The organism is Tessaracoccus pujii, assembly GCF_055326215.1.
In genome coordinates this window covers 208,845-230,421 of the sequence record NZ_JBUZNP010000002.1, presented here as the reverse complement: position 1 = coordinate 230,421, position 21,577 = coordinate 208,845, and the positions used below count along the sequence as shown (strand labels likewise).

The window sequence follows — 21,577 nt, the reverse complement described above, 5'->3', positions numbered from 1 at the left end:
ATGGCCGCTAGGCCATCGGGTCTTGTCGTCGCGCCCGGTCAGCGGCCGTGGTGCCCGCCGCGCGTCGACACGATTCCGGCGTCGATCGCCTTCTGGACGACGTCCGCCTCGGACTGGGTCAGGTCCCCGTCGGTGACGGCCTGGTCCAGTACCTCCTGGTCGGCTGCCGCGCGATCGGCCTCCCGCTCCGCCTGGATCTCGTCGAGCGCGGACTGCACCGTGCTCTCGTCGATGCCGAGCTCCCCGGCCAGGGCCTCGGCGATGGCCGCCTGCCGCTCCGTCCGCGCGGCCTCGCGCTCCTCCTGCGTGTCGTCAGAGGACCGCTCCGCGGGATCGACGGCGTCGCGAGCCGCGTCGAGGGCCTCCTCCAGCGCGTCCTCCTCGACGCCCAGCTTCTCGGCAAGCGTCGCGACGTCGGCGCCGAGCATGCCGCGACCTCCGTGGGCGCCCCTGCCGGTGCGCTCGGTGTCGGTGGAGGTGTCCGCCGAGGCGGTGGCGCTGGGCGTGGGGTCGGTGGTGGTGTCCGCACTGGCCAGCTGGGTCAGGCCGAAGCCGAGCCCCGCGGCCATGGCGGCAGCTGAGATCCCTGCGATCATCTTGTTCTGCATGATGTCTCCTTGTGGTCGTGGACGGGCTGAGTGCCCGACAGGACAACCATCCCGCCGGCCCCTGTCAGGATCCTGTGCGCGGACTGGGGGGTTGCTGGCAGTTGGCCGTAGGCTGCTGCCGATGACTCCGCAACGCACGTGCCTGGGCTGCCGACGGCGCGACGACCAGGGCCAGATGGTCCGCATCGTCCGCCGTGGTGACCTCGTCGTCGACGGCACCAGCCCCAGGCTCCCGGGGCGGGGGGCCTACATCCACAGCACGTGCGTCGGCCTTGCCGTCAAGCGCCAGGCCGTCCGCCGGGTCTTCGGGCCGGGCGTGGATCTGGCGCCGGAGCTGCTTCACCTTGCGCAGTGACGAGGCTGGCTGGTACCGGGCCGTTCTGAACGATATGATGACCAGCGGCCCATGCGTGCATGGGCGCATCGTTCCACGCCCCACGGGGCGGCAACCAGAAGGTGGGCTAACGCTCATGACCACTCGATGAGAACCCAACGATGATTCAGCACAACTAAAGGTCCGCCCCCTTGGAGGTCGGGCCGCAAAGGAGAGTAGTGGCAAAGCCTCGCGTCCACGAGATCGCCAAGGAAATCGGGAAGACAAGTAAAGACCTGCTGGCCTGGCTGGGAGAGAACGGCGAATACGTTCGCGGTCCGTCCTCCACGCTGGAATCGCCAGTGGTGCGCAAGATCCGGGAGGCCTTCGGAGGGTCCCCGGCCGGAAACACCCCGGCCGCCGCTGCTGGCGGCCCCACCGCCGCGCCGGTCGCGCGTCCCCAGACCCCGGCGGCCCCGGCCGCCCAGCCGGTAACCCCCGCGCCTGCGCCGTCGGCCCCCGCGCCCGCTGCCGTCCCAGCCGCCCCCGCTGCCGAGGCGCCCCGTCCGGGCGCGCCCCGTCCGCCCGCACCCGGTCCCCGACCGGCCACCCCGCCCGCGCCTGTGGCGCCTGCCGCTCCGGTCGCTCCGGCGGCTGCGGCCACGCCGGCGCCGTCGGAAGCCCCGAGCGTGCGTCCGCCCGCCCCCGCGCCTCAGCGTCCCACCCCTCCGGGCCAGCGCCCCGGCCCCGGTGCCCCGGCTCCTCGGCCGGGCGCTCCCGGCCCGCGTCCCGGCGCTCCCGCGCCTGGCGCGGCGGCCCCCCGCAAACCCGGCGCCCCGCGGCCGGGCAACAACCCCTTCGCCCCGGCGCAGGGTATGGGGACGCAGCAGCGTCGTCGTCCCGAGACGCCTCGTCCCGGTGTTCCGGGTGCCCGTCCCGGCGCTCCCGCCGCCCCCGGTGACCGGATGCCCAGGCCCGGCGGTACGGGCGGCGTGCCCGGCATGCCGCGCCCGAACCCGGCGATGATGCCCAAGACGGCCAACTCCCAGCTCGGCGCCCCCACGCGCGGCGGCGCCCGCCCCGGTGGTCCCGGTGGTCCCGGCCGCGGCCGCCCCGGCGGCGGTGGTGGCGCTGGTCGCCCCGGCGGCGGCACCGGTGGTCCCGGTGGTCCCGGTATGGGTGGCGGCATGGGTGCCCCCGCGGGCGGTGGTGGTCGCGGAGGCGGTCGCGGTCGCACCGGTGGTACCCAGGGCGCGTTCGGTCGCGGTGGTGCTGCCGGCCGTCGCGGACGCAAGTCCAAGAAGCAGCGTCGTCAAGAGTTCGACCAGATGGAGGCCCCGTCGATCGGCGGTGTGCGCCTCCGCAAGGGCGACGGCGCCACCGTGCGCCTCCGTCGCGGCGCCTCGCTGACCGACCTGGCCGAGAAGATCGGTGTGGAGCCGGCGTCGCTCGTGCAGGTGCTGTTCCACCTCGGCGAGATGGTCACGGCCACTCAATCGGTCGCGGACGACACCCTCGAGGTGCTCGGTGCGGAACTGGACTACAACATCGAGGTCGTCTCGCCTGAGGACGAGGACCGCGAGTTGCTGGAAAGCTTCGACCTGGAGTTCGGTGAGGACATCGGCGACGAGGACGACCTCGAGGCACGCCCGCCCGTCGTCACGGTCATGGGTCACGTGGATCACGGCAAGACCAAGCTGCTGGACGCGCTGAGGCACACCAACCTGGTGGCGAAGGAGGCCGGCGGCATCACGCAGGCCATCGGCGCGTACCAGGTGGTCACCGAGGTGGACGGCACCATCCGCCCCATCACCTTCATCGACACCCCGGGCCACGAGGCGTTCACCGCCATGCGTGCCCGTGGCGCCAAGTCCACCGACATCGCGGTGCTCGTGGTGGCGGCCGATGACGGCGTGATGCCGCAGACCATCGAGGCGCTCAACCACGCCAAGGCGGCCAACGTCCCGATCGTGGTGGCGGTCAACAAGATCGACAAGGAGGCTGCAGATCCCACGCGGGTCCGCGGACAGCTCTCCGAGTTCGGTCTCGTCCCGGAGGAGTACGGCGGCGACACGCAGTTCGTCGACGTCTCCGCGATCACCCGCCAGGGCCTGGAGGAGTTGCTCGAAGCCGTCGTGCTGACGGCCGATGCCGCACTGGACCTCCGCGCCAACCCGGACATGCCCGCTCAGGGCGTGGCCATCGAGGCCCACCTCGACAAGGGACGCGGCCCGGTTGCCACGGTGCTCATCCACCGTGGCACGCTACGCATCGGAGATTCGATCGTGGCGGGTTCGGCCCATGGGCGCGTCCGCGCTCTGGTCAACGACCAGGGCGAGACGATCAGCGAGGCCCCGCCGTCGATGCCCGTGCAGGTGCTCGGACTGACCTCCGTGCCCGGCGCCGGTGACAACGTGCTGGTCGTCGAGGACGATCGCATGGCCCGGCAGATCGCTGATAAGCGTGAGGCCCGCATGCGCGCCGCACAGCAGGCGAAGACGAGCCGCCGCAAGACCCTCGACCAGCTGTTCGAACAGCTCGAAAAGGGCGAGGCGCAGGAGCTCCTGCTCATCCTCAAGGGCGACGGCGCAGGCTCGGTCGAGGCCCTCGAGGACGCACTGTCCAAGATCGAGGTCAGCGACGAGGTGTCGCTGCGCGTCATCGACCGCGGTGTGGGTGCCATCACCGAGACCAACGTCTCGCTGGCGGCAGCCTCCAAGGCCGTCATCATCGGCTTCAACGTGCGGCCCACGCCGCACGCAGCCAAGATGGCGGACAACGAGAACGTGGACATGCGGTTCTACTCCGTCATCTACTCGGCCATCGACGAGATCGAGGCGGCGCTCAAGGGCATGCTCAAGCCGATCTTCGCCGAGGAAGTGCGTGGTCAGGCGGAGATCCGAGACATCTTCCGCTCGTCCAAGTTCGGCAACATCGCCGGCTGTATGGTCACCGACGGCACCATCCGTCGCAATGCCAGCGCGCGTCTCCTGCGCGACGGCATCGTGGTGGCCACCACCTCCATCGCGTCGCTGCGGCGCGAGAAGGACGACGCCACCGAGGTCCGCGAGGGCTTCGAGTGCGGTGTGACGTTGAACAACTTCAACGACATCCGCATCGGTGACGTCATCGAAACCTTCGAGATGGTCGAGAAGGAGCGTTCCTGATGCCCGGACCGAGAAACGCCAAGCTGGCGGATCAGATCAAGGTCATTCTGGCCACGACGATCGAGCGGCGCGTCAAGGATCCCCGCCTGGGGTTCGTGACGATCACGGAGGTGAGGCTCACCGGTGACAACCGGGAGGCCACCGCCTTCTACACCGTCCTCGGCGACGACGAGGCCCGAGCCGGATCGGCGGCGGCTCTCGAGTCGGCCACCGGCATGCTGCGCTCGACGGTGGGCCAGCACCTGGGCATGAAGTTCACGCCCACGCTGGCCTTCGTGAGGGACGCCACCCCAGAGGTGGCGCGCCACATGGAGGACCTCCTCGCGGAGGTGCAGGCCAAGGACGCCCAGGTGGCGGCCGCGGCCCAGGGCAGCACGTTCGCCGGTGAAGCTGATCCGTACCGGAAGCCGCGCGAGTCCGAGGAGGACGACGAGCAGTGACCCAGGCCTCGGGGGTGGTGATCGTCGACAAGCCGTCGGGGGTCACCTCCCACCAGGTGGTGGGTCGCCTGCGCCGCCTCCTGGGTACACGCAAGATCGGTCACGCCGGCACGCTGGACCCGATGGCCACCGGCGTCCTCATCCTGGGCGTCAACCGCGCCACCCGGATGCTCGGCCATCTCGCCCTCCACGACAAGCGATACCTGGCCACGGTGCGGCTGGGGGAGTCCTCTCCCACGGACGACGCCGACGGCGACGTGACCGCCGTGGCCGACGCATCCGCCATCACGGCGGTGCAGATCGAGGCCGCGCTGGAGCCCCTGCGGGGCCATATTCTCCAGGTCCCGAGCGCAGTCTCGGCCATCAAGGTCGACGGGAAGCGCTCCTACGCCCGCGTGCGGGCGGGGGAGACGGTGGAGTTAGCCTCCCGGCCGGTCACCGTGTCCCGGCTGGACGTGGTGGGGGTCCGCACGGACGGAGCCCGGATGGACGTGGACCTGGACGTCGAGTGCTCCTCGGGCACCTATGTCCGGGCGCTCGCACGAGATCTCGGGGCAACGCTCGGGGTCGGCGGCCACCTCACTGCGCTGCGGCGCACCCGGATCGGCCGCTACTGCCTGGAGGACGCCGTCGTGCTGGGCGACGAGGCGCCGCCCCTGATGTCGATGGCCCAGGCCGCCCGCCTGAGCTTCCCCGTCGTCGACCTCACCGACGAGGAGGCGCGTGACGTGGGATTCGGCCGGCCGCTGGCGCGGTCCGTGCCGGGCAGCCCCACAGGCGTGCTGTCTCCCTCCGGTGACCTGCTCGCGCTGTACGAGCCCGCGGGTGAAGGCGCCCGGCCGGTTGCGGTGCTGGTGGGGGCATGACAGATTTGACCACTGTGACGGAGACGGTGGTCGTGATCGGTAACTTCGACGGCGTGCACCGCGGCCATCGCCGCGTCCTGGCCGAGGCGGTCAGGGACGTCGACCACCCCCTCGTCGTGCTGACGTTCTGGCCGCACCCCGTCACGGTGCTGCGCCCCGCCGCGGCCCCCAAGCTGCTCAGCGACCTGCGCACCCGCATCGACCTCCTCAAGGGCGCCGGGGCGCACGAGGTCCGAGTGATCAGGTTCACGCCAGAGGTCGCCGCCATGTCACCGGCGCAGTTCGTCGACCGCTTCCTCCTCCCGCTCCATCCCGTCAGGGTGGTGGTGGGACAGAACTTCCGCTTCGGCCACCGGGCCGCCGGAGACGTCACGACGCTGGCGGAGCTCGGTGAGGGCCGGTTCGAGGTCCTCCCGCTTCCGCTCGAGGTGATCCACGACGAGGTGTCCTGCTCCACAGGCATCCGCGAGCTCCTGGCCGCCGGCGATGTCGCCGAGGCGGCTGAGCACCTCACCCGCCCGTTCCGTTTCCGCGGGGTGGTGGTGGTGGGGGACCAGCGAGGCCGCGACCTCGGCTTCCCCACCGCCAATCTCACCGTCCCGCCGGACATGGCGGTGCCGGCCGACGGAGTGTACGCCGGGTGGCTGACGAATCTCGACGACAGGGGCGGCGCACCCATGCCGGCGGCGATATCGGTGGGCACCAACCCCACGTTCGACGGTGCCGACCGCCGCGTCGAAAGCTATGTCCTGGACCGCACGGACCTTGAGCTCTACGGCGCGGAGGTGGCCGTCGACTTCGTCGAACGGCTGCGCGGGCAGGTCCGCTTCACCGGGATCGAGCCGCTCATCGAGCAGATGCACGCCGACGTCGAGGCCGCTCGACGCTGCCTCGGGGCCTGAACAGGGGCTCAGCGAGCGGTGAGCGACTTCTTGTAGATGGCGTAGTGCTCGCTGGGTTCCGCGTCACCCTCCACCTGAGGCACCTCCGGGCGGTCTACGAAGAGATGCTCACCCGTGGGGTGGTACTCGAGGGAGACGTACAGGGGCACGGCCTTCTCGTTGTTGGGATCCACCGCCAGGTAGACCGCCGAGAAGCCCCGGGCACGCGCCTCGGACTCGAGGTACTGGCTGAGCGCGCGGCCTGCTCCCTTGCGGCGGGCGTGGGGGTAGACGAACATGTTGCGCAGCTCGGGTGTCATGGAATCGGCGTCGAGGTCCAGCACCGCCGTGCCGAGGGGCTCGGCACCGTCGTGGGCGACGGCGAAGATGAGGTCTCCTCGCTCCTGCGCCTCGAAATGCTGGTCCACGAGGCCGAGCTCGGGGCGCGCCTGGTGGGCGCGAAGGGCTTCGAGGTCTGCGGATGTCGCAGGACGGACGCCGATGGCCATCAGGGGCTCCTTGCTCAATCTTCCGGGACGCTCCTACCCTACCCCGTGCTGGGGCGCCGCTTCGGCGCGTGCAGGCGTTTGGAGCCGGTCCCGCCCGATGATAGGGTTCTCAGGTTGCCGTTAGATCGGCCACGGACCAGTCAGAGCCCCGACAGCACCCGCGCCTGGGGCGCCGTGCAGCGATCCGGAAGGAGCCCCATGTACATGGACGCTGAAAACAAGAAGAAGATCATCGACGAGTACGCGACCACCCCTGGTGACACCGGATCGCCGGATGTGCAGATCGCCCTGCTGACCAAGCGGATCGCTCACCTCACCGAGCACCTCAAGGCACACAAGGGTGACCACCACAGCCGTCGTGGCCTCATGCTCATGGTCGGCCAGCGCCGCCGCCTGCTCAACTACGTCGCCAAGAACGACGTCGAGCACTACCGCGCGCTGATCGCCCGCCTGGGCCTGCGTCGCTGATCGCACCGAAAACTCACCTTCTCAGGGCACCCCGGACGGGGTGCCCTGAGTCGTCTCTAGCCCGCCGCGCGAGGGTGGCCGAACCGGTGGGCCGTGACGGAGACCGCCTGCTCCCGCACGTACGGCAAGCACGCCAGGGGCCCCGGCAGTGGCGGGCCGGCATGGACGGTGGCGTCGATCGATCCGCCGAGGTCGGCGAGGAGGTCGCGGGTCCCGAGGTGCCGTATCCGTCCTGACGCGGTGGCGTCGAACGCGGTGTCCGCGACCTCCTCCACCTCGAGCCCTGCGGCGCGCAACACCGCCGCGACCCCGGGGTCCAGGCCCTCCCGCGCCGAGAACCGCGCGGGCGCGCCGACGGCGAGCGCGGCCGAGGCCTCCCGCAGCGCCGGCCACGCCTCCGTGGTCTCCACCCGCACGGTCACGACCGTCGGCCGGTACCGCAGCACGTTTCGCTCCACGGTGAGGGCCGACGGGTCGTGCGACGCGGTGAACACCGTCCTTGCCGCCTCCTCGTCGCCCACCGCCGCCGCGCGCAGCCGGCCCAGGTCGTCGTCGCCCAGCACGCCGCGCGCACCGCGCACGAGCCGCGCCAATGCCGGGGTGGTCGGCTCGCCGCCAGGGCCGGGCCGCCCGGGTGAGGGTTCCCACCGCCCCAGGCCGGCCACGTAATGCGGGCCGCCCGCCTTGGCGCCGGGTCCCACGGCCGAACGCTTCCACCCGCCGAACGGCTGCCGGCGCACGATGGCGCCGGTGATGGTGCGGTTCACGTAGCAGTTGCCCGCCTCGATCCTCTCCAGCCAGGTCTGGATCTCACGCTCGTCCAGCGAGTGGAGGCCGGCCGTGAGTCCGTAGGGGGTGCCGTTCTGCCAGGCGACGGCCTGCTCGAGGGTCGCGGCGTGCATGAGCCCGAGCACAGGGCCGAAGTACTCCACCTGGTGGAACTCGCAGCCTGGGCGGACGCCGGCACGGATGCCCGGGCTCCACAACCGGTCGCCGTGGCGCCGCGGCTCCAGCAACCACCGCTGACCCGGTTCCAGGCGCGTCAGACCACGGAGGAGCTTGTCCCCGGGGGGCTCGGTCAGGGGGCCCATCTGGGCGGCAGGGTCCGACGGCCAGGCCACCCGCAGCGACCCGACGGCATCGAGGAGCTGATCGCGGAACCTCCGCGACCGACCCACCGAGCCCACCATGATCCCGAGCGACGCGGCCGAGCACTTCTGGCCGGCGTGCCCGAAGGCCGAGGTGACAAGGTCCGCCACAGCCAGGTCCAGGTCCGCCGACGGCGTCACGACGATCGCGTTCTTGCCGGAGGTCTCCGCCAGCAACGGCAGCGACGCGCGCCACGACCGGAACAGCGCCGCGGTCTCGGCCGCGCCGGTGAGGATGACCAGATCCACGCCGGGGTCGGTGATCAACGCCCGGCCGAGCGGGCCGTCGTCGAGCACCGCGAACTGGACCACGCCCCCGGGGAGGCCGGCTCGTGCGCACGCCTCGGCCAGGACGGCGGCCGTCCGGCGGGCCGGGGGAGCCGGCTTGAGGATGACCGCGGAACCGGCGGCGAGCGCCGCGGCCACCCCGCCCAGCGGGATGGCGATGGGGAAGTTCCACGGGGGTGCGACCACGGTGAGCGTGGGCGGCACGTGGCGGGCCCCGTCCACCACGTCCAGCGCCCGCGCCGCGTAGTAGCGCGCGAAGTCCACGGCCTCGGACACCTCGACGTCGGCCTGGTCGATCAGCTTGGCCACCTCGTCGGCCGCGACCGTGATCAGCTCCGTCCGGGACTCCTCCAGTTCCTGTGCGAGGCGGCGCAGCGCGGCTGCCCGCTGCGGCGCGGGAACAGCGGCCCATTGCGCGCCGGCGGCGCGGCCGCGGCGCACGACCGCCCGAAGCGCCGGCGCATCGGTCAGCGTCGCGTCGCGCACCGTGGCGGCGCCCAGCGCGGGGACCGGCAGCGAGGCGTGGATGGCCGCCGCCCACTCCTGGTTGGCGGGGAGCGCGGGGTTGGTGTCCTGTGCGTTGGCGAACGCCGGCCCCCCTCGGGGGCGGGCCTGCCGCGCCCAGCTGTCGGGCACCGGGGCGCCGACGAGGCCCGTCGCCGCCCGGAAGCGCGCCTCCTCGCGATCTAGGAACGAGGCGTCGTGCCCGAGCCGTGCGGCACCGGACATGAAGTTCTCGTGCGCCGCGTTCTCCTCGAGCCGGCGGACCAGGTAGGAGATCGCGGAGTCGAACTCGGCGCGCGGCACCACCGGGACGTAGAGCCTCAACCGGCCCACCTCCCCCAGGATCACCTCCTGCAGGGGGACACCCATGCCGGAGAGCATCTCGATGTCGACCTGGCCCGTGACGCCGCGCTCCTTCGCCAGCTCCCAGGCCATGGCCAGTGCGTAGACGTTGTGGCTGGCCACGCCGACGTGCAGCCGCCTGGCGCGCTCCGGGGCGAGGCAGAAGTCGAGGGCGCGCAGGAAGCTGGCGTCGGTGTGCTCCTTGTCCGGGTGCACCGGGTTGTCCCAGCCCCGCAGCTCCGCCTGGACCCGCTCCATCGCCAGATTGGCGCCCTTGACGAGGCGCACCTTCAGCGGGACGCCGCCGGCGGCCTCGCGTCGCCGCGCCAGGTCGTCGAGAAGGTCGATCACCAGGCCGGACTCCTTGAGGTAGGTCTGCACCGCGACGCCGGCCCGCAGACCCAGCAGGTCCGGCTCCAGGACGAGCCGGCTGAACACGTCGAGGGTGAGGTGGAGGTCGCGGTACTCCTCCATGTCCAGATTCACGAACTTGCCGGCCGCCGCTGCCTGCAGCAGGAGCGGCCGCAGCCGGGTGACGGCCTCCTCGACGGTCGCGGCGTGGGCCCACGGGGCGTGCGGGCCGAGGACCGCTGACACCTTGATGGAGACGTAGTCGACGTCGTGGCGGGCCAGGAGGCGCATCGTCTCCCGCAGCCTCCCACCGGCGTGGGCGTCGCCCAGCACCGCCTCGCCGAGGAGGTTGACGTTGAGGTCGCTGCCCCTGCGCCGCGCGCGGCGCAGTGCGGGACCGAGACGGCGGCCCACGTCCACGACGTGGTCGCCGACCAGCGCGCGGAAGGCGGCCCGGACCAGGGGTAGCGCCGGGCGTGGCGCCACCCGGACGGCCCGCAGGCCCACACGCAGCGGCACCGGAAGGAACGGCGCCGGGCGCTTGGCGAGCTCACCGAGCGCCCTCGAGGCCACCGATGCGTCCTCCGGGCGGAGCACGTCGTCGACGAAGTCGAGCGTGAAGGCGAGGCCCTGCGGGTGGGCCAGGACGCGCGCCAACAGCCGTGCGGCAGGGGGTTCGGGATGGCCGGCGCTGGCGGCCGCCCACCGCCTGGCGGTGGCCACTGCCGCCTCGATGGCCTCCGGCGAGGTGACACTGAGCATTCAACCATCGTGGCTCAAGCGGCTAGACTGCACAGGACAACTGAAACAACTGTCAACACAATTCCACCCCCGCCGCCCAGCGCACGTGTCCGTCTGGTCCTCGGTAGTGGTCTTCGGGTGCGCCGTCGGCGGCCCCGCGGGCCTCGATCAAGGACCGGCAGGCGTGGCGAGCATCGCCGTGCGCACGGGTGGCGAAAACCCCCCGAAAGGAGCCTGTCCATGGAAGGACCAGGCATCGAATTCGCTGAGGCCGTTATCGACAACGGCAAGTTCGGCAAGCACACCGTCCGCTTCGAAGCGGGCGTTCTGGCCCAGCAGGCCGACGGCGCCGCCGTCGTGTACCTGGACGACGACACCATGCTGTTGTCGGCCACCACCGCGCAGAAGACCCCGCGCGACTCGCTGGACTTCTTCCCCCTCACCGTGGACGTCGAGGAGCGGATGTACGCCGCGGGCCGGATCCCCGGCTCGTTCTTCCGCCGCGAAGGCCGCCCCGGTGAGGGCGCCATCCTCGCGTGCCGCCTCATCGACCGCCCGCTGCGCCCCGCGTTCGTCAAGGGCCTGCGCAACGAGGTCCAGGTGGTGGTCACCATCATGGCGCTCAACCCCAACGTCATCTACGACGTGGTCGCGATCAACGCCGCGTCGATGTCCACCCAGATCGCGGGCCTTCCGTTCTCCGGCCCCATCGGCGGCGTCCGTGTAGCGCTCATCGAGGACCAGTGGGTCGCGTTCCCGACGGTCGAGCAGGTCGCCAAGTCCGTCTTCCAGATGGTGGTGGCCGGCCGCGTGCTGGCCGACGGTGACGTCGCGATCATGATGGTCGAGGCCGGCGGCACCGAGGCCACGTGGGAGCTCGTCCGCTCCGGCAGGACCGCCCCCACCGAGGAGGTCGTGGGCCAGGGCCTCGAGGCGGCCAAGCCGTTCATCAAGGCGCTGTGCGACGCGCAGTCCGAGCTGGCTGCCAAGCTTCCCAAGGAGACCTTCGACTTCCCGGTCTTCCGGGACTACCAGGACGATGTGTTCGAGGCCGTCTCGGAGCTCGCCTCGGATCGTATGGCCCAGGCCATGCAGATCGCCGGCAAGCAGGAGCGCGACGAGGCCACCCACGGCATCCGTCAGGACGTCACCGAGCAGCTCGCGGGCCGCTTCGAGGGTCGGCAGGGCGAGGTGTCGGCCGCTCTCAAGGCGCTGACCAAGAAGATCGTGCGGCACCGCACCCTCACGGACCAGATCCGCATCGACGGCCGCGGCCCGGCGGAGATCCGCGAGCTGGCCGCCGAGGTGGCGGTCATCCCACGCGTGCACGGCTCGGCGCTGTTCCAGCGCGGCGAGACCCAGATCCTGGGTGTCTCCACGCTCAACATGCTGGACATGGAGCAGAAGATCGACACGCTCTCCCCGGAGAGCACCAAGCGCTACATGCACAACTACAACTTCCCGCCCTACTCCACCGGTGAGACCGGCCGGGTGGGGTCGCCGAAGCGCCGCGAGGTCGGTCACGGCGCGCTGGCCGAGCGGGCCCTCGTGCCCGTGCTGCCGACGCGTTCGGAGTTCCCCTACGCCATCCGTCAGGTGTCCGAGGCCCTCGGGTCCAACGGGTCCACCTCGATGGGTTCCGTGTGCGCCTCCACGCTGTCCCTGCTCAACGCCGGGGTGCCGCTGAAGTCGGCCGTCGCCGGCATCGCGATGGGCCTCATGTCCGAGGACGTCGACGGCGAGACGAAGTACATCGCGCTGACCGACATCCTGGGCGCCGAGGACGCGCTGGGTGACATGGACTTCAAGGTGGCGGGCACGCGGGACTTCCTCACCGCGCTGCAGCTCGACACCAAGCTCAACGGCATCCCCGCCGTCGAGCTCCAGAAGGCCCTGCTGCAGGCCCGCGACGCCCGCCACACCCTGCTGGACGTCATGAACGAGGCCATCGACGTGCCGGATGAGATGAGCCCGTTCGCTCCCCGCATCATCACCGTGCGGATCCCGGTGGACAAGATCGGCGAACTCATCGGCCCGAAGGGCAAGATGATCAACCAGATCCAGGACGACACGGGCGCGAACATCTCGATCGAGGACGACGGCACGGTGTACGTCGGCGCCGAGACCGGTGAGGCCGCTGACGCCGCCGTCGTCATGATCAACGCGATCGCCAACCCGCACATGCCGGAGCGCGGCGAGCGGTACCTCGGTACCGTCGTGAAGCTCACGACGTTCGGCGCCTTCGTGTCGCTCATGCCGGGCAAGGACGGCCTCCTGCACATCTCGAAGCTGCGCCCGCTCGCGGGCGGCGCCCGCGTCGAGAACGTGGAGGACCTCCTCTCGGTGGGTCAGAAGCTGCAGGTGGAGATCTCCGACATCGACGATCGCGGCAAGCTGTCGCTGGTCCCGGTGGTGGAGGAGAAGGCGGAGTCGAACGACTGACCTCGGTCACACGCACATGCCGCAGGGGCGGGTCCGGACGAACCGGGCCCGCCCCTGCGGCATGCACCCGCGGGTGGCGGCGCCCCGCCGTCGATGCTTGGATGGACGTGGATCAAACCAGAAGGGATCACCTCATGACAGAGATTCGTGTGGGCGTGTTCGGGGTCAGCGGCAGGATGGGCAGCGAGGTGGTCCGGGCCGTCACCCGCGCAGAGGGCATGACCCCCGTGGGTGGCGCGGACCTGGGAGAGTCACGGGACCTGGTCAACCGCGCCCAGGTGGTGGTGGACTTCACGCACCCGGACGCTGTGATGGACAACATCGAGTGGTGCCTCGGGCGAGGGCTGCACATGGTGATCGGCACCACCGGCTTCACAGACCAACGCCTTGCGAGGGTGCGGGAGCTCTGCGCGGCGCACCCTGAGGTGGGCGTGCTGATCGCCTCCAACTTCTCGATCGGCGCGGTGCTCATGATGAAGTTCGCCGCACTGGCAGCGCCCTTCTACCCGTCGGCGGAGATCATCGAGCTGCACCACCCCAACAAGGCCGATGCGCCCTCAGGTACCTCCGCCACGACGGCGCGTCGGATCGCGGCGGCCCGCGCGGAGGCGGAGCTTGGCCCGGTCCCCGACGCCACCGTCCACGACGACGGCGCCCGGGGGGCGGTGGTGGACGGCATCCACATCCACGGCGTCCGCCTGCAGGGCCTGGTGGCGCACCAGGAGGTTCTCCTGGGGGCCGCGGGGGAGACGTTGACCATCCGCCACGACTCCTACGACCGGGCCTCGTTCATGCCCGGCGTGGTCGCCGGCGTCCGCCACGTCATGAACCACCCGGGCCTGACCCTCGAGATGGAGTCCGTGCTCGGGATCTGATCCCCTGCAGAGGGCGCGGCGGTCTCGAAGGCTCGCGGACGCGGCCTACTGTGAGATGTCGGTGTGCATGCGGATCAGCTTCACGGGCTCCGCGCCGTCGTCGAGGCCCACCTCCTGATGGGCCCCGTCGGGACCCCATCCGCCACCCGTGAGGAAGGCCCTCAGGGCGTCGTCGCGGGCAGGCACCCACATCGTCGCCACCTGGTAGCCGTCCTGGCGCAGGGTGTCGACGGCGGCGTTGATCAGCCGCGAGCCGTGCCCGGCCCCCCGGTGCCGCGGGTCGACGACGAACTCCGCGATCGTCCCGTCGCGGTCGTCGCGGTCCGGGTCACCGCTGGGGCCCGTGACCGCGAAACCCACCACACCCGGCTCGCCGATCGCCACCAGCACCCGGAGGTGGGCGAGCGGGGGCTTCACGATGGCCTGGTGCCAGGCCCTCGTGGCCTCGTCGGCCGACACCGCCCCGCCGGCCGCGGCCAGCAGGCCGGACCCGGCCCACGCGCGCCGCTGGATGCGGGCCACGTCGACGGCTTCGGCGGGCAGTGCGAGGCGAACGGTATCGACGGCAGACATGAACGCCATCCTAGGCGGCGGCGGTCGCCCGCCCGGCTCGTGACCGCGGCTCATCCACTAGCCTGAGCCCATGACCGACATCAAGACACCCCCGAAGCTCGCTCCCGGCACGCTGCGCGTGATCCCTCTGGGCGGGCTCGGTGACATCGGTCGCAACATGACCGCGTTCGAGATCGACGGCCAGATCGCCCTCGTGGACTGCGGCGTGCTGTTCCCCGAGGACACACACCCCGGGGTGGACCTCATTCTCCCGGCCCTGGACTACCTCGACGACCGGCTCGACGACATCGTCGCCCTGGTGCTCACGCACGGTCACGAGGATCACATCGGCGCAGTGCCCTACCTGCTCAAGAAGCGCGCCAACATCCCGATCTACGGCTCCAAGCTGACGTTGGCGTTCGTCGCCACGAAGCTGCGGGAACACCGCCTGCGGGACTTCGACCTCGATGCGGTCGAGGAGGGCGAGATCATCGAGATCGGCAACTTCGAGTTCGAATTCCTGGCCGTCAACCACTCCATCCCCGACGCGCTGGCCGTGGCGATCCGCACGAAAGCCGGCCTGGTGCTGCACACCGGCGACTTCAAGATGGACCAGCTGCCCCTCGACGGCCGGATCACGGACCTGCGGGGCTTCGCCCGCCTCGGCGAGGAGGGCGTGGACCTCTTCATGGTGGACTCCACCAACGCGGAGACCCCCGGCTTCACCACTCTGGAGCGCGACATCGAGCCGGCCATCTCCCGCGTGTTCGATCAGGCAGCGGGCAAGCTCATCGTCGCCTGCTTCGCCAGCCACGTGCACCGCGTCCAGCAGGTGCTCAACATGGCCGTGCGCTATGACCGCAAGGTGGTCTACGTGGGACGTTCCATGATGCGCAACATGGCCACCGCGCGGGACCTCGGGTACCTCAAGGTGCCCGCGGGCACGCTGATCGAGCTGAAGGACATCGACAAGTACCCGAAGAACAAGGTGGTCATCGTGTCCACCGGGTCCCAGGGCGAGCCGATGGCGGCTCTCAGCCGGATCGCGAACCGCGAGCATCCGGTGATCGAGGTGGGCCCGGGGGACACCGTCCTCCTGGCCAGCTCGCTCATCCCAGGCAACGAGAACTCGGTCTACCGGGTGATCAACGGGCTGTCCAAGCTGGGCGCCAACGTCGTGCACAAGGGCAACGCGCTGGTGCACGTGTCCGGGCACGCGTCGGCCGGCGAGCTGCTCTACTGCTACAACATCCTCACCCCCCGCAACGTGCTGCCGGTGCACGGCGAAGCGCGCCACCTCATCGCCAACGCCAAGCTCGCCGTCGCCACGGGGGTTCCCGAGGCGCGGGTGGTCGTGGCCGGCGACGGTGACGTCATCGACCTCGCCGACGGTGTGGCGCGGAAGGTGGGAGCCATCGACGCCAGCTACGTGTTCGTCGACGGGTCGATCGTCGGCGACATCTCCGAGTCGATCATGGACCGTCGGATCCTGAGCGAGGAGGGGTTCGTCTCCGTGATCACGGCGGTGGACCTGCACAACCGCACCATCATCAGCGGCCCGGACATCCACGCGCGAGGCATCGCCGAGGAGAGCAGCGCGTTCGACGAGGTCCGCGAGCGTGTGGCCACCGCCCTGATCGCCGCGATGCGTGACGGGGTCGACGACGCGTTCAGGCTCCAGCAGGTGACGCGGCGCACGGTCGGGCAGTGGGTGGCGAAGTCCCTGCGGCGCCGGCCTATGATCGTTCCTGTGGTGATCACCACGTGACGGGCGACGTCGGTTTGACCCGTCACGGACCGCCGCGTAGAGTTGGCCCTCGGTGCTTTGCCCCCTCAGGGTTGGGCGCGCCGCGAGGCTTTAAGCAAACAAGAAGGTAGGTCAGTCGTGTACGCGATCGTGCGCAACGGTGGACGTCAGCACAAGGTTGCTGTTGGCGACGTCCTGGACATCGATCTGGTGTCCGAAGAGGTCGGCAACACTGTCACTCTGCAGCCCCTGCTGCTGGTCGACGGCGACTCGATCACCTCGGACGCCAAGGGTCTCGGCAAGATCAGCGTCACCGCTGAGGTGCTGGGAATGAAGAAGGGTCCGAAGATCCGGATCCTCAAGTACAAGAACAAGACCGGCTACAAGAAGCGCCAGGGGCACCGCCAGCGGTACACCCAGGTCAAGGTCACTGGGATCGAGAGCTGAGGAGCTGAACTATGGCACACAAGAAGGGCGCGTCCTCGACGCGCAACGGTCGTGACTCGAACGCCCAGCGCCTCGGCGTGAAGCGCTTCGGTGGCCAGGTCGTCGGCGCGGGCGAGATCCTCGTGCGCCAGCGCGGCACCCACTTCCACCCCGGCGACGGCGTGGGTCGTGGTGGCGACGACACCCTGTTCGCACTGGTCGAGGGCCAGGTGCAGTTCGGCGTGAAGCGCGGCCGCCGCGTCGTCAACGTCGTCTCCGCCTGATCGTCGTCACACTTTTTCGAGAACGGCCCTCCGGGGCCGTTCTTGCTTTCTGGATACACTGAGCTTCGGCTTTGAGAAGGAGCTTTCCCTATGGCTATTCCCTCGTTCGTCGACCGGGTCAAACTGACCGTACAGGCCGGCAACGGCGGCCACGGCTGCACCTCCATCCACCGCGAGAAGTTCGTGCCGCTCGGCGGGCCGGACGGCGGTAACGGGGGCAACGGGGGCTCCATCATCTTCCGCGTCGACGACTCGCTCTCGACGCTGGTCGAGTTCCACCGGCAGTCTGTCCGGAAGGCCGTCAACGGCCAGCCGGGCAAGGGGGACCACCACGACGGTGCCCGCGGGGAGGACGTCGTGCTCGCCGTGCCGAGCGGCACCGTCGTGACCGATGCCGAGACCGGAGAGGTGCTCGCGGATCTCACCGAGCCGGGGGCCGAGTACGTCGCCGCCGCAGGAGGCAGGGGCGGGCTCGGCAACGCGGCGCTCGCCTCCGCTGCGCGCAAGGCCCCCGGTTTCGCACTGCTCGGTGAGGAGGGGGAGAGCCGGCTGGTCCAGCTCGAACTCAAGGTGGTCGCGGACGTCGGCCTGGTCGGTTTCCCGTCCGCCGGCAAGTCCTCACTCATCGCGGCCATCTCGCGTGCGCGCCCGAAGATCGCCGACTACCCCTTCACCACGCTCATTCCGAACCTCGGCGTGGTCGTCGCGGGGGAGGTGACCTACACCGTCGCGGATGTGCCGGGGCTGATCGAGGGGGCGTCCGAGGGCCGGGGGCTAGGCTTCGACTTCCTGCGCCACATCGAGCGGTGCCAGGCCATCGTGCATGTCATCGACCTGGGTACCTACGAGCCCGGGCGGGACCCGGTCACGGACCTCGAGGTGATCGAGGCGGAGCTCGCAGCGCACGGCGGTCTCGAGGACCGGGTGCGGCTCATCGCCCTCAACAAGGTGGACGTGCCCGACGCCCACGACCTGGCGGAGATCGTGCGTCCCGAGTTGGCCAGGTTCGGCCACCGGATCTTCGAGATCTCCACCAAGACGGGCGAGGGCCTCAACGATCTGAAGTTCGCGATGGCTGAGATCGTGGCTGCCCGCCGCGCCGCGCTGCCCGAGGCGGCGAAGCCGAAGCAGGTGCTGCGCCCCGCCCCAGTCGCACGCAAGGCTGCAGGCCCGGAGTTCACCATCGTCCAGAAGGGCGACGGCGAGGGCGGCCTGGTCTGGCGGGTGCGCGGTGAGAAGCCGGAGCGGTGGATCAGGCAGACGGACTTCGGCAACGCCGAGGCCGTGGGCTTCCTGGCGGACCGCCTCAACCGGCTGGGCGTCGAGGACAGGCTGCTGGAGATGGGCGCCAGGCCTGGTGACGCGGTGGCCATCGGCGGCGAGAACGCCGTGGTGTTCGACTTCGCTCCCCAGGTGGAGACGGGCGCGGAGATCCTCAGCCGCCGTGGCGAGGACGTCCGGTTGGAGACCGAGCGCCCCGCCGCCGCGCGACGCCGTCGGATGGACACTGACTATCACGCCGCCAAGGCCTCCGGCATCGACTTCACCACCTCGGGATACGAGCCCGATCCGGAGGTGCGGGGCGACGACGATGAGGCCTGAGGTCTCCGCCGCCACCCGTGTGGTGGTGAAGGTCGGCTCGTCGTCCCTGACCAGGGCCGACGGGCACCTGGACCCCGCCCGGGTGCAGATGCTCGCGCGAGTGCTGTCCTCGCTGCACGACCGCGGTACCCGAGTGGTGCTCGTGACCTCCGGCGCCATCGCCGCTGCGCTGGGGCCGCTGGGGTTGACGCGCCGGCCGCGGGACCTGGAGACCCAGCAGGCGGCCGCCGCCGTCGGCCAGGGGCTGCTCATCCGGCACTACTCGGACGCGTTCGCCGAGCACGGCGTCACCGTCGCCCAGCTGCTCCTCACCGTCGAGGACGTGCTGCGGCCCTGCACCTACCGCAACGCACTCAACACCATCTCGCGGCTCTTCCGCCTGGGCGTGGTCCCCATCGTCAACGAGAACGACACGGTGGCCACGCACGAGATCCGGTTCGGCGACAACGACCGCCTCGCGGCCCTCATCGCCCACCTGGTGCGGGCGGACACGCTGATCATCCTCAGCGACGTGGACGGCCTGTACACCGCGCACCCGGACACCCCCGGGGCGGAGCGGATCGACCGCGTCGACGACATCGCCGCCCTTCGCGTGGATACCTCCCGCGTCGGCTCCAAGGTGGGCACCGGCGGCATGCGCACCAAGGTCATGGCCGCGGACATCGCCACCCAGGCGGGTGTGAGCGTCGTCCTCAGCCATGCCGACCACCTGGAGAGGGCCATCGCGGGCGAGGACGTGGGCACCTACTTCCTGCCCACCCGCAAGCGCCGGCCCCGCCGGCTGCTGTGGCTCGCGTTCGCGTCGGAACCGCGCGGCTTCCTTCACGTCGACGAGGGCGCCCGGCGGGCGCTCGTGGACAAGAAGGCCTCCCTGTTGGCCATCGGGGTGCGCGACGTGGTCGGCACCTTCGCCGAGGGCGAGCCGGTGGAGATCGTGGGGCCGGACGGCCAGCCCGTGGGTCGCGGCTTCGTGGGCTACTCGAGCGCGGAGCTGATCGCCGAGGTCGGGCACAGCAGCGTCGAGGAGGGCCACCGCAGCCAGCGCCCCGTCGTGCACCGCGACCACATGATGCTCGCGGAATAGAGGCAGCCAGAGGATTCCAGCGGACGTCAGCGGCTCCACGCTCGGCCGGTGCCTTGCATCAGGCGTACAGCCCGCACAATCGTTTCCGTAATTTGGGCGACGGTCAACCGATTTCATTCCGTCGCGCGCCCGGCTTAGGCTTGTCCGGTGATAGAGGTCTTCGGGTGGGTGGCGGCTGCCATCGGTGTGGCGTCCAACCTTCCCCAGTTGATCCGGATCCTGCGGGCGAGGACCAGCGCCGGGGTGTCGCTGCGGCTCTGGCAGATCTCGGCCGCCACCACGGGCGCGTGGATGGTGCACGGGTTCCTGGTCCAGAAGGGTCAGATGCAGTGGCCCAACCTCTTGATGTCGCTGCTGGGCCTCGTGATCGTGGTGTTCGTCCTGCGCGACAGGAAGCAGGCCGTCGCCCCCCAGCTCGTGCTGCCGGTGGTGTTGGCGGCCGCACTGTCCGGAAGCGAGCTCCTCTTCGGCGCCATGGCCTTCGGTCTCGTCATCGCGGTGCCGCAGCTGTACGGCCAGGTCTCACAACTGCGCGAGATGGTGTCCGCCCCTGATCTTTCCGGCGTGTCGGTCGGCTACCTGTCGATCATGCTCGTAGTGCAGGTGATGTGGTTCATCTTCGGCCTGTACACCTTCGACTGGGCGTTGATCATCTGCGCCGGCGCGATGACGGCGGTGTGCAGCATCAACCTGACGGTGTTCATCGTGCGCCACCTCCGCGCCCGCGCCCGCGTCGCGCTCGCCGTCTGAGCCGTCCACATCAGCCCGGCCCCGACGTCGGTGCGTGGCCGTCGTCGATCCGCTGCCGTGGGCGCCCCATCGTCGCCCCGCTGCGATCAGGGCCGTGGCTCTGAGTGGAGTTGAGCCGGACACGGCTTTCGGCGGAGGTGCTTGAGCCGGACACGGCATTCGTTCGGGCGCGACGAGCCTGGCCTGGACGTCGCGACGGGTCGATCGTTCAAATCGCCCCGGCGCTTCGTCGACATCCAGATCAGGCTCAACGCCGGCTGTGCAGAAGCGCAATCAGCGTGTCCGGCATGGAGGCGAGGTTCTCGCTGGAGAACCGAAGGACGTGCCAGCCTGCTGCTGTGAGTGCGGCATCGCGTTGCCTGTCCGCGTGGAACGACTCCTTGGTTCCGTGGAACTCGTATCCGTCGATCTCGACGGCGATCTTCAACAGTGGCCAGGCGATGTCGAGGTAGTACGTGACAGTGCCGAGGCGGACCCGAAGGTTCGTCACCCAGCCGTTGATGCGAGCCTCGCGGAGCGTACGGTGCGCCAGCCTCTCCAGCGCGGACCAGGGGGAGTCCCGGGAATCGGCCAGGGCCTCCCGTCGGGCACGGTTTCCACGGCGGCGAGGGGTCATCGCGAGCGCGGCTTGAAGCTGGCCCAACGTGACGACGCGTCGGCGCAGCGCCTCGTCGACAACGCTCGAGCCGATGTCGGGGATCAGATCCAGCACGGTGAGAGGGGGCGAAGTGATAGGGAGGGCGCCTGCACGGTTGACCATCGGTTCGGGGATGAACCGCTCATGGAACTCGAACCCGGACCTGTTCTCCAGAACCCCGGGATGGACCAGTGACACCACCGGGCACTCGAGTTCCGGCCACCAACTCGATCTCGCAGCTGCCCTGCCGACGGCGATATAGGGACGGGTGGAGACTGCGGCGGCGGCCATTCGGGTGCCGAACTCGTGTGCGCGATCCGGCAGCGAATAGATGCCGGGCAGTACCGCCGCCAGTTCGCCGCGACAACGCAGGGCGTTGAGCGCCCTGTCGAGCTCAGGGTGTGCTGTGGAACTGATCACGCCGTCGTGTTCCAGGCGGATCCGGATGTCTTCTCTCATGCCCCCTTGATCGCCGACTGAGCGATCCGTTTCCCGTTGTCACCAGCATCCATGAGCCGGATCTGCGGCTCGACGATGGGGTAGGGCGATATT

Annotated in this window: 19 protein-coding genes; 14 read left to right on the top strand and 5 right to left on the bottom strand. The window is 70.3% G+C overall.

The features are described 5' to 3' along the window. Positions 1-38: 38 nt before the first annotated feature. A complete protein-coding gene (locus tag ACZK5N_RS03125) occupies positions 39-608 on the bottom strand; it encodes a hypothetical protein (RefSeq protein WP_459020031.1) in 570 nt (189 codons plus the stop codon). 121 nt (positions 609-729) lie between these two features. Between ACZK5N_RS03125 and ACZK5N_RS03120 the strand changes: the two genes are divergently transcribed. From ACZK5N_RS03120 to ACZK5N_RS03100, 5 genes are all read left to right on the top strand, one after another. Beyond that, positions 730-963 (top strand): YlxR family protein, encoded by a 234-nt coding sequence (locus ACZK5N_RS03120; protein WP_459020030.1) that lies wholly within the window; start codon positions 730-732, stop codon positions 961-963. A 197-nt stretch (positions 964-1,160) separates the two neighbouring features. Further along, on the top strand, positions 1,161-4,088 hold the full coding sequence (gene infB / locus ACZK5N_RS03115) for a translation initiation factor IF-2 (protein WP_459020029.1): 2,928 nt from the start codon (positions 1,161-1,163) through the stop codon (positions 4,086-4,088). Then, complete coding sequence (gene rbfA, locus ACZK5N_RS03110; protein WP_459020027.1) at positions 4,088-4,528, top strand: 30S ribosome-binding factor RbfA; 441 nt, start codon at positions 4,088-4,090, stop codon at positions 4,526-4,528. Before infB ends, rbfA begins: the two co-directional genes overlap by 1 nt. Continuing rightward, positions 4,525-5,394 (top strand): tRNA pseudouridine(55) synthase TruB, encoded by an 870-nt coding sequence (gene truB / locus ACZK5N_RS03105; RefSeq protein WP_459020026.1) that lies wholly within the window; start codon positions 4,525-4,527, stop codon positions 5,392-5,394. The genes rbfA and truB overlap by 4 nt, the downstream gene beginning before the upstream one ends. After that, complete coding sequence (locus ACZK5N_RS03100) at positions 5,391-6,296, top strand: bifunctional riboflavin kinase/FAD synthetase (RefSeq protein WP_459020025.1); 906 nt, start codon at positions 5,391-5,393, stop codon at positions 6,294-6,296. Before truB ends, ACZK5N_RS03100 begins: the two co-directional genes overlap by 4 nt. An 8-nt stretch (positions 6,297-6,304) precedes the next feature. Here ACZK5N_RS03100 and ACZK5N_RS03095 read toward each other — a convergent pair whose 3' ends face one another. Next, entirely contained in the window at positions 6,305-6,784 is a 480-nt protein-coding gene (locus tag ACZK5N_RS03095) for a GNAT family N-acetyltransferase (RefSeq protein ID WP_459020024.1), read from the bottom strand. A 204-nt stretch (positions 6,785-6,988) separates the two neighbouring features. Here ACZK5N_RS03095 and rpsO point away from each other — a divergent pair, with 204 nt between their 5' ends. Then, on the top strand, positions 6,989-7,252 hold the full coding sequence (gene rpsO / locus ACZK5N_RS03090) for a 30S ribosomal protein S15 (RefSeq protein WP_459020402.1): 264 nt from the start codon (positions 6,989-6,991) through the stop codon (positions 7,250-7,252). Positions 7,253-7,308: 56 nt separating this feature from the next. Here rpsO and ACZK5N_RS03085 read toward each other — a convergent pair whose 3' ends face one another. Next, a complete protein-coding gene (locus ACZK5N_RS03085) occupies positions 7,309-10,647 on the bottom strand; it encodes a proline dehydrogenase family protein (RefSeq protein ID WP_459020023.1) in 3,339 nt (1,112 codons plus the stop codon). A 219-nt stretch (positions 10,648-10,866) separates the two neighbouring features. On the opposite strand from ACZK5N_RS03085, the gene ACZK5N_RS03080 reads away from it, so the two are divergent. Beyond that, complete coding sequence (locus tag ACZK5N_RS03080) at positions 10,867-13,068, top strand: polyribonucleotide nucleotidyltransferase (RefSeq protein WP_459020022.1); 2,202 nt, start codon at positions 10,867-10,869, stop codon at positions 13,066-13,068. 134 nt (positions 13,069-13,202) lie between these two features. Beyond that, positions 13,203-13,943 carry a 4-hydroxy-tetrahydrodipicolinate reductase gene (dapB, locus tag ACZK5N_RS03075; protein WP_459020021.1) on the top strand — a complete coding sequence of 247 codons (741 nt, stop codon included), beginning with the start codon at positions 13,203-13,205 and terminating at the stop codon, positions 13,941-13,943. Positions 13,944-13,988: 45 nt separating this feature from the next. Here dapB and ACZK5N_RS03070 read toward each other — a convergent pair whose 3' ends face one another. Further along, a complete protein-coding gene (locus ACZK5N_RS03070) occupies positions 13,989-14,516 on the bottom strand; it encodes a GNAT family N-acetyltransferase (protein ID WP_459020020.1) in 528 nt (175 codons plus the stop codon). Positions 14,517-14,586: 70 nt separating this feature from the next. Here ACZK5N_RS03070 and ACZK5N_RS03065 point away from each other — a divergent pair, with 70 nt between their 5' ends. The 6 genes from ACZK5N_RS03065 to ACZK5N_RS03040 all read left to right on the top strand — a co-directional run bounded on the left by ACZK5N_RS03065 (position 14,587) and on the right by ACZK5N_RS03040 (position 20,388). Beyond that, entirely contained in the window at positions 14,587-16,263 is a 1,677-nt protein-coding gene (locus ACZK5N_RS03065; protein ID WP_459020019.1) for a ribonuclease J, read from the top strand. A gap of 117 nt (positions 16,264-16,380) precedes the next feature. After that, positions 16,381-16,689: a 50S ribosomal protein L21 gene (rplU, locus tag ACZK5N_RS03060; RefSeq protein ID WP_459020018.1), complete on the top strand. Its 309-nt coding sequence runs from the start codon at positions 16,381-16,383 to the stop codon at positions 16,687-16,689. A gap of 11 nt (positions 16,690-16,700) precedes the next feature. Beyond that, positions 16,701-16,952 (top strand): 50S ribosomal protein L27, encoded by a 252-nt coding sequence (gene rpmA, locus ACZK5N_RS03055; RefSeq protein ID WP_459020017.1) that lies wholly within the window; start codon positions 16,701-16,703, stop codon positions 16,950-16,952. Between the two features lie 90 nt (positions 16,953-17,042). Then, the gene (obgE, locus tag ACZK5N_RS03050) at positions 17,043-18,554 is read left to right on the top strand and encodes a GTPase ObgE (RefSeq protein WP_459020016.1); all 1,512 of its coding nucleotides are present in this window, start codon (positions 17,043-17,045) and stop codon (positions 18,552-18,554) included. Further along, on the top strand, positions 18,544-19,638 hold the full coding sequence (proB, locus tag ACZK5N_RS03045) for a glutamate 5-kinase (protein ID WP_459020015.1): 1,095 nt from the start codon (positions 18,544-18,546) through the stop codon (positions 19,636-19,638). Before obgE ends, proB begins: the two co-directional genes overlap by 11 nt. 147 nt (positions 19,639-19,785) lie before the next feature. Further along, on the top strand, positions 19,786-20,388 hold the full coding sequence (locus tag ACZK5N_RS03040; RefSeq protein ID WP_459020014.1) for a PQ-loop domain-containing transporter: 603 nt from the start codon (positions 19,786-19,788) through the stop codon (positions 20,386-20,388). Positions 20,389-20,635: 247 nt separating this feature from the next. Here the strand turns inward: ACZK5N_RS03040 and ACZK5N_RS03035 are convergent, their stop codons facing one another. Continuing rightward, positions 20,636-21,484, bottom strand: coding sequence for an endonuclease domain-containing protein (locus tag ACZK5N_RS03035; RefSeq protein WP_459020013.1), 849 nt, complete (start codon positions 21,482-21,484; stop codon positions 20,636-20,638). Positions 21,485-21,577 lie beyond the last annotated feature (93 nt).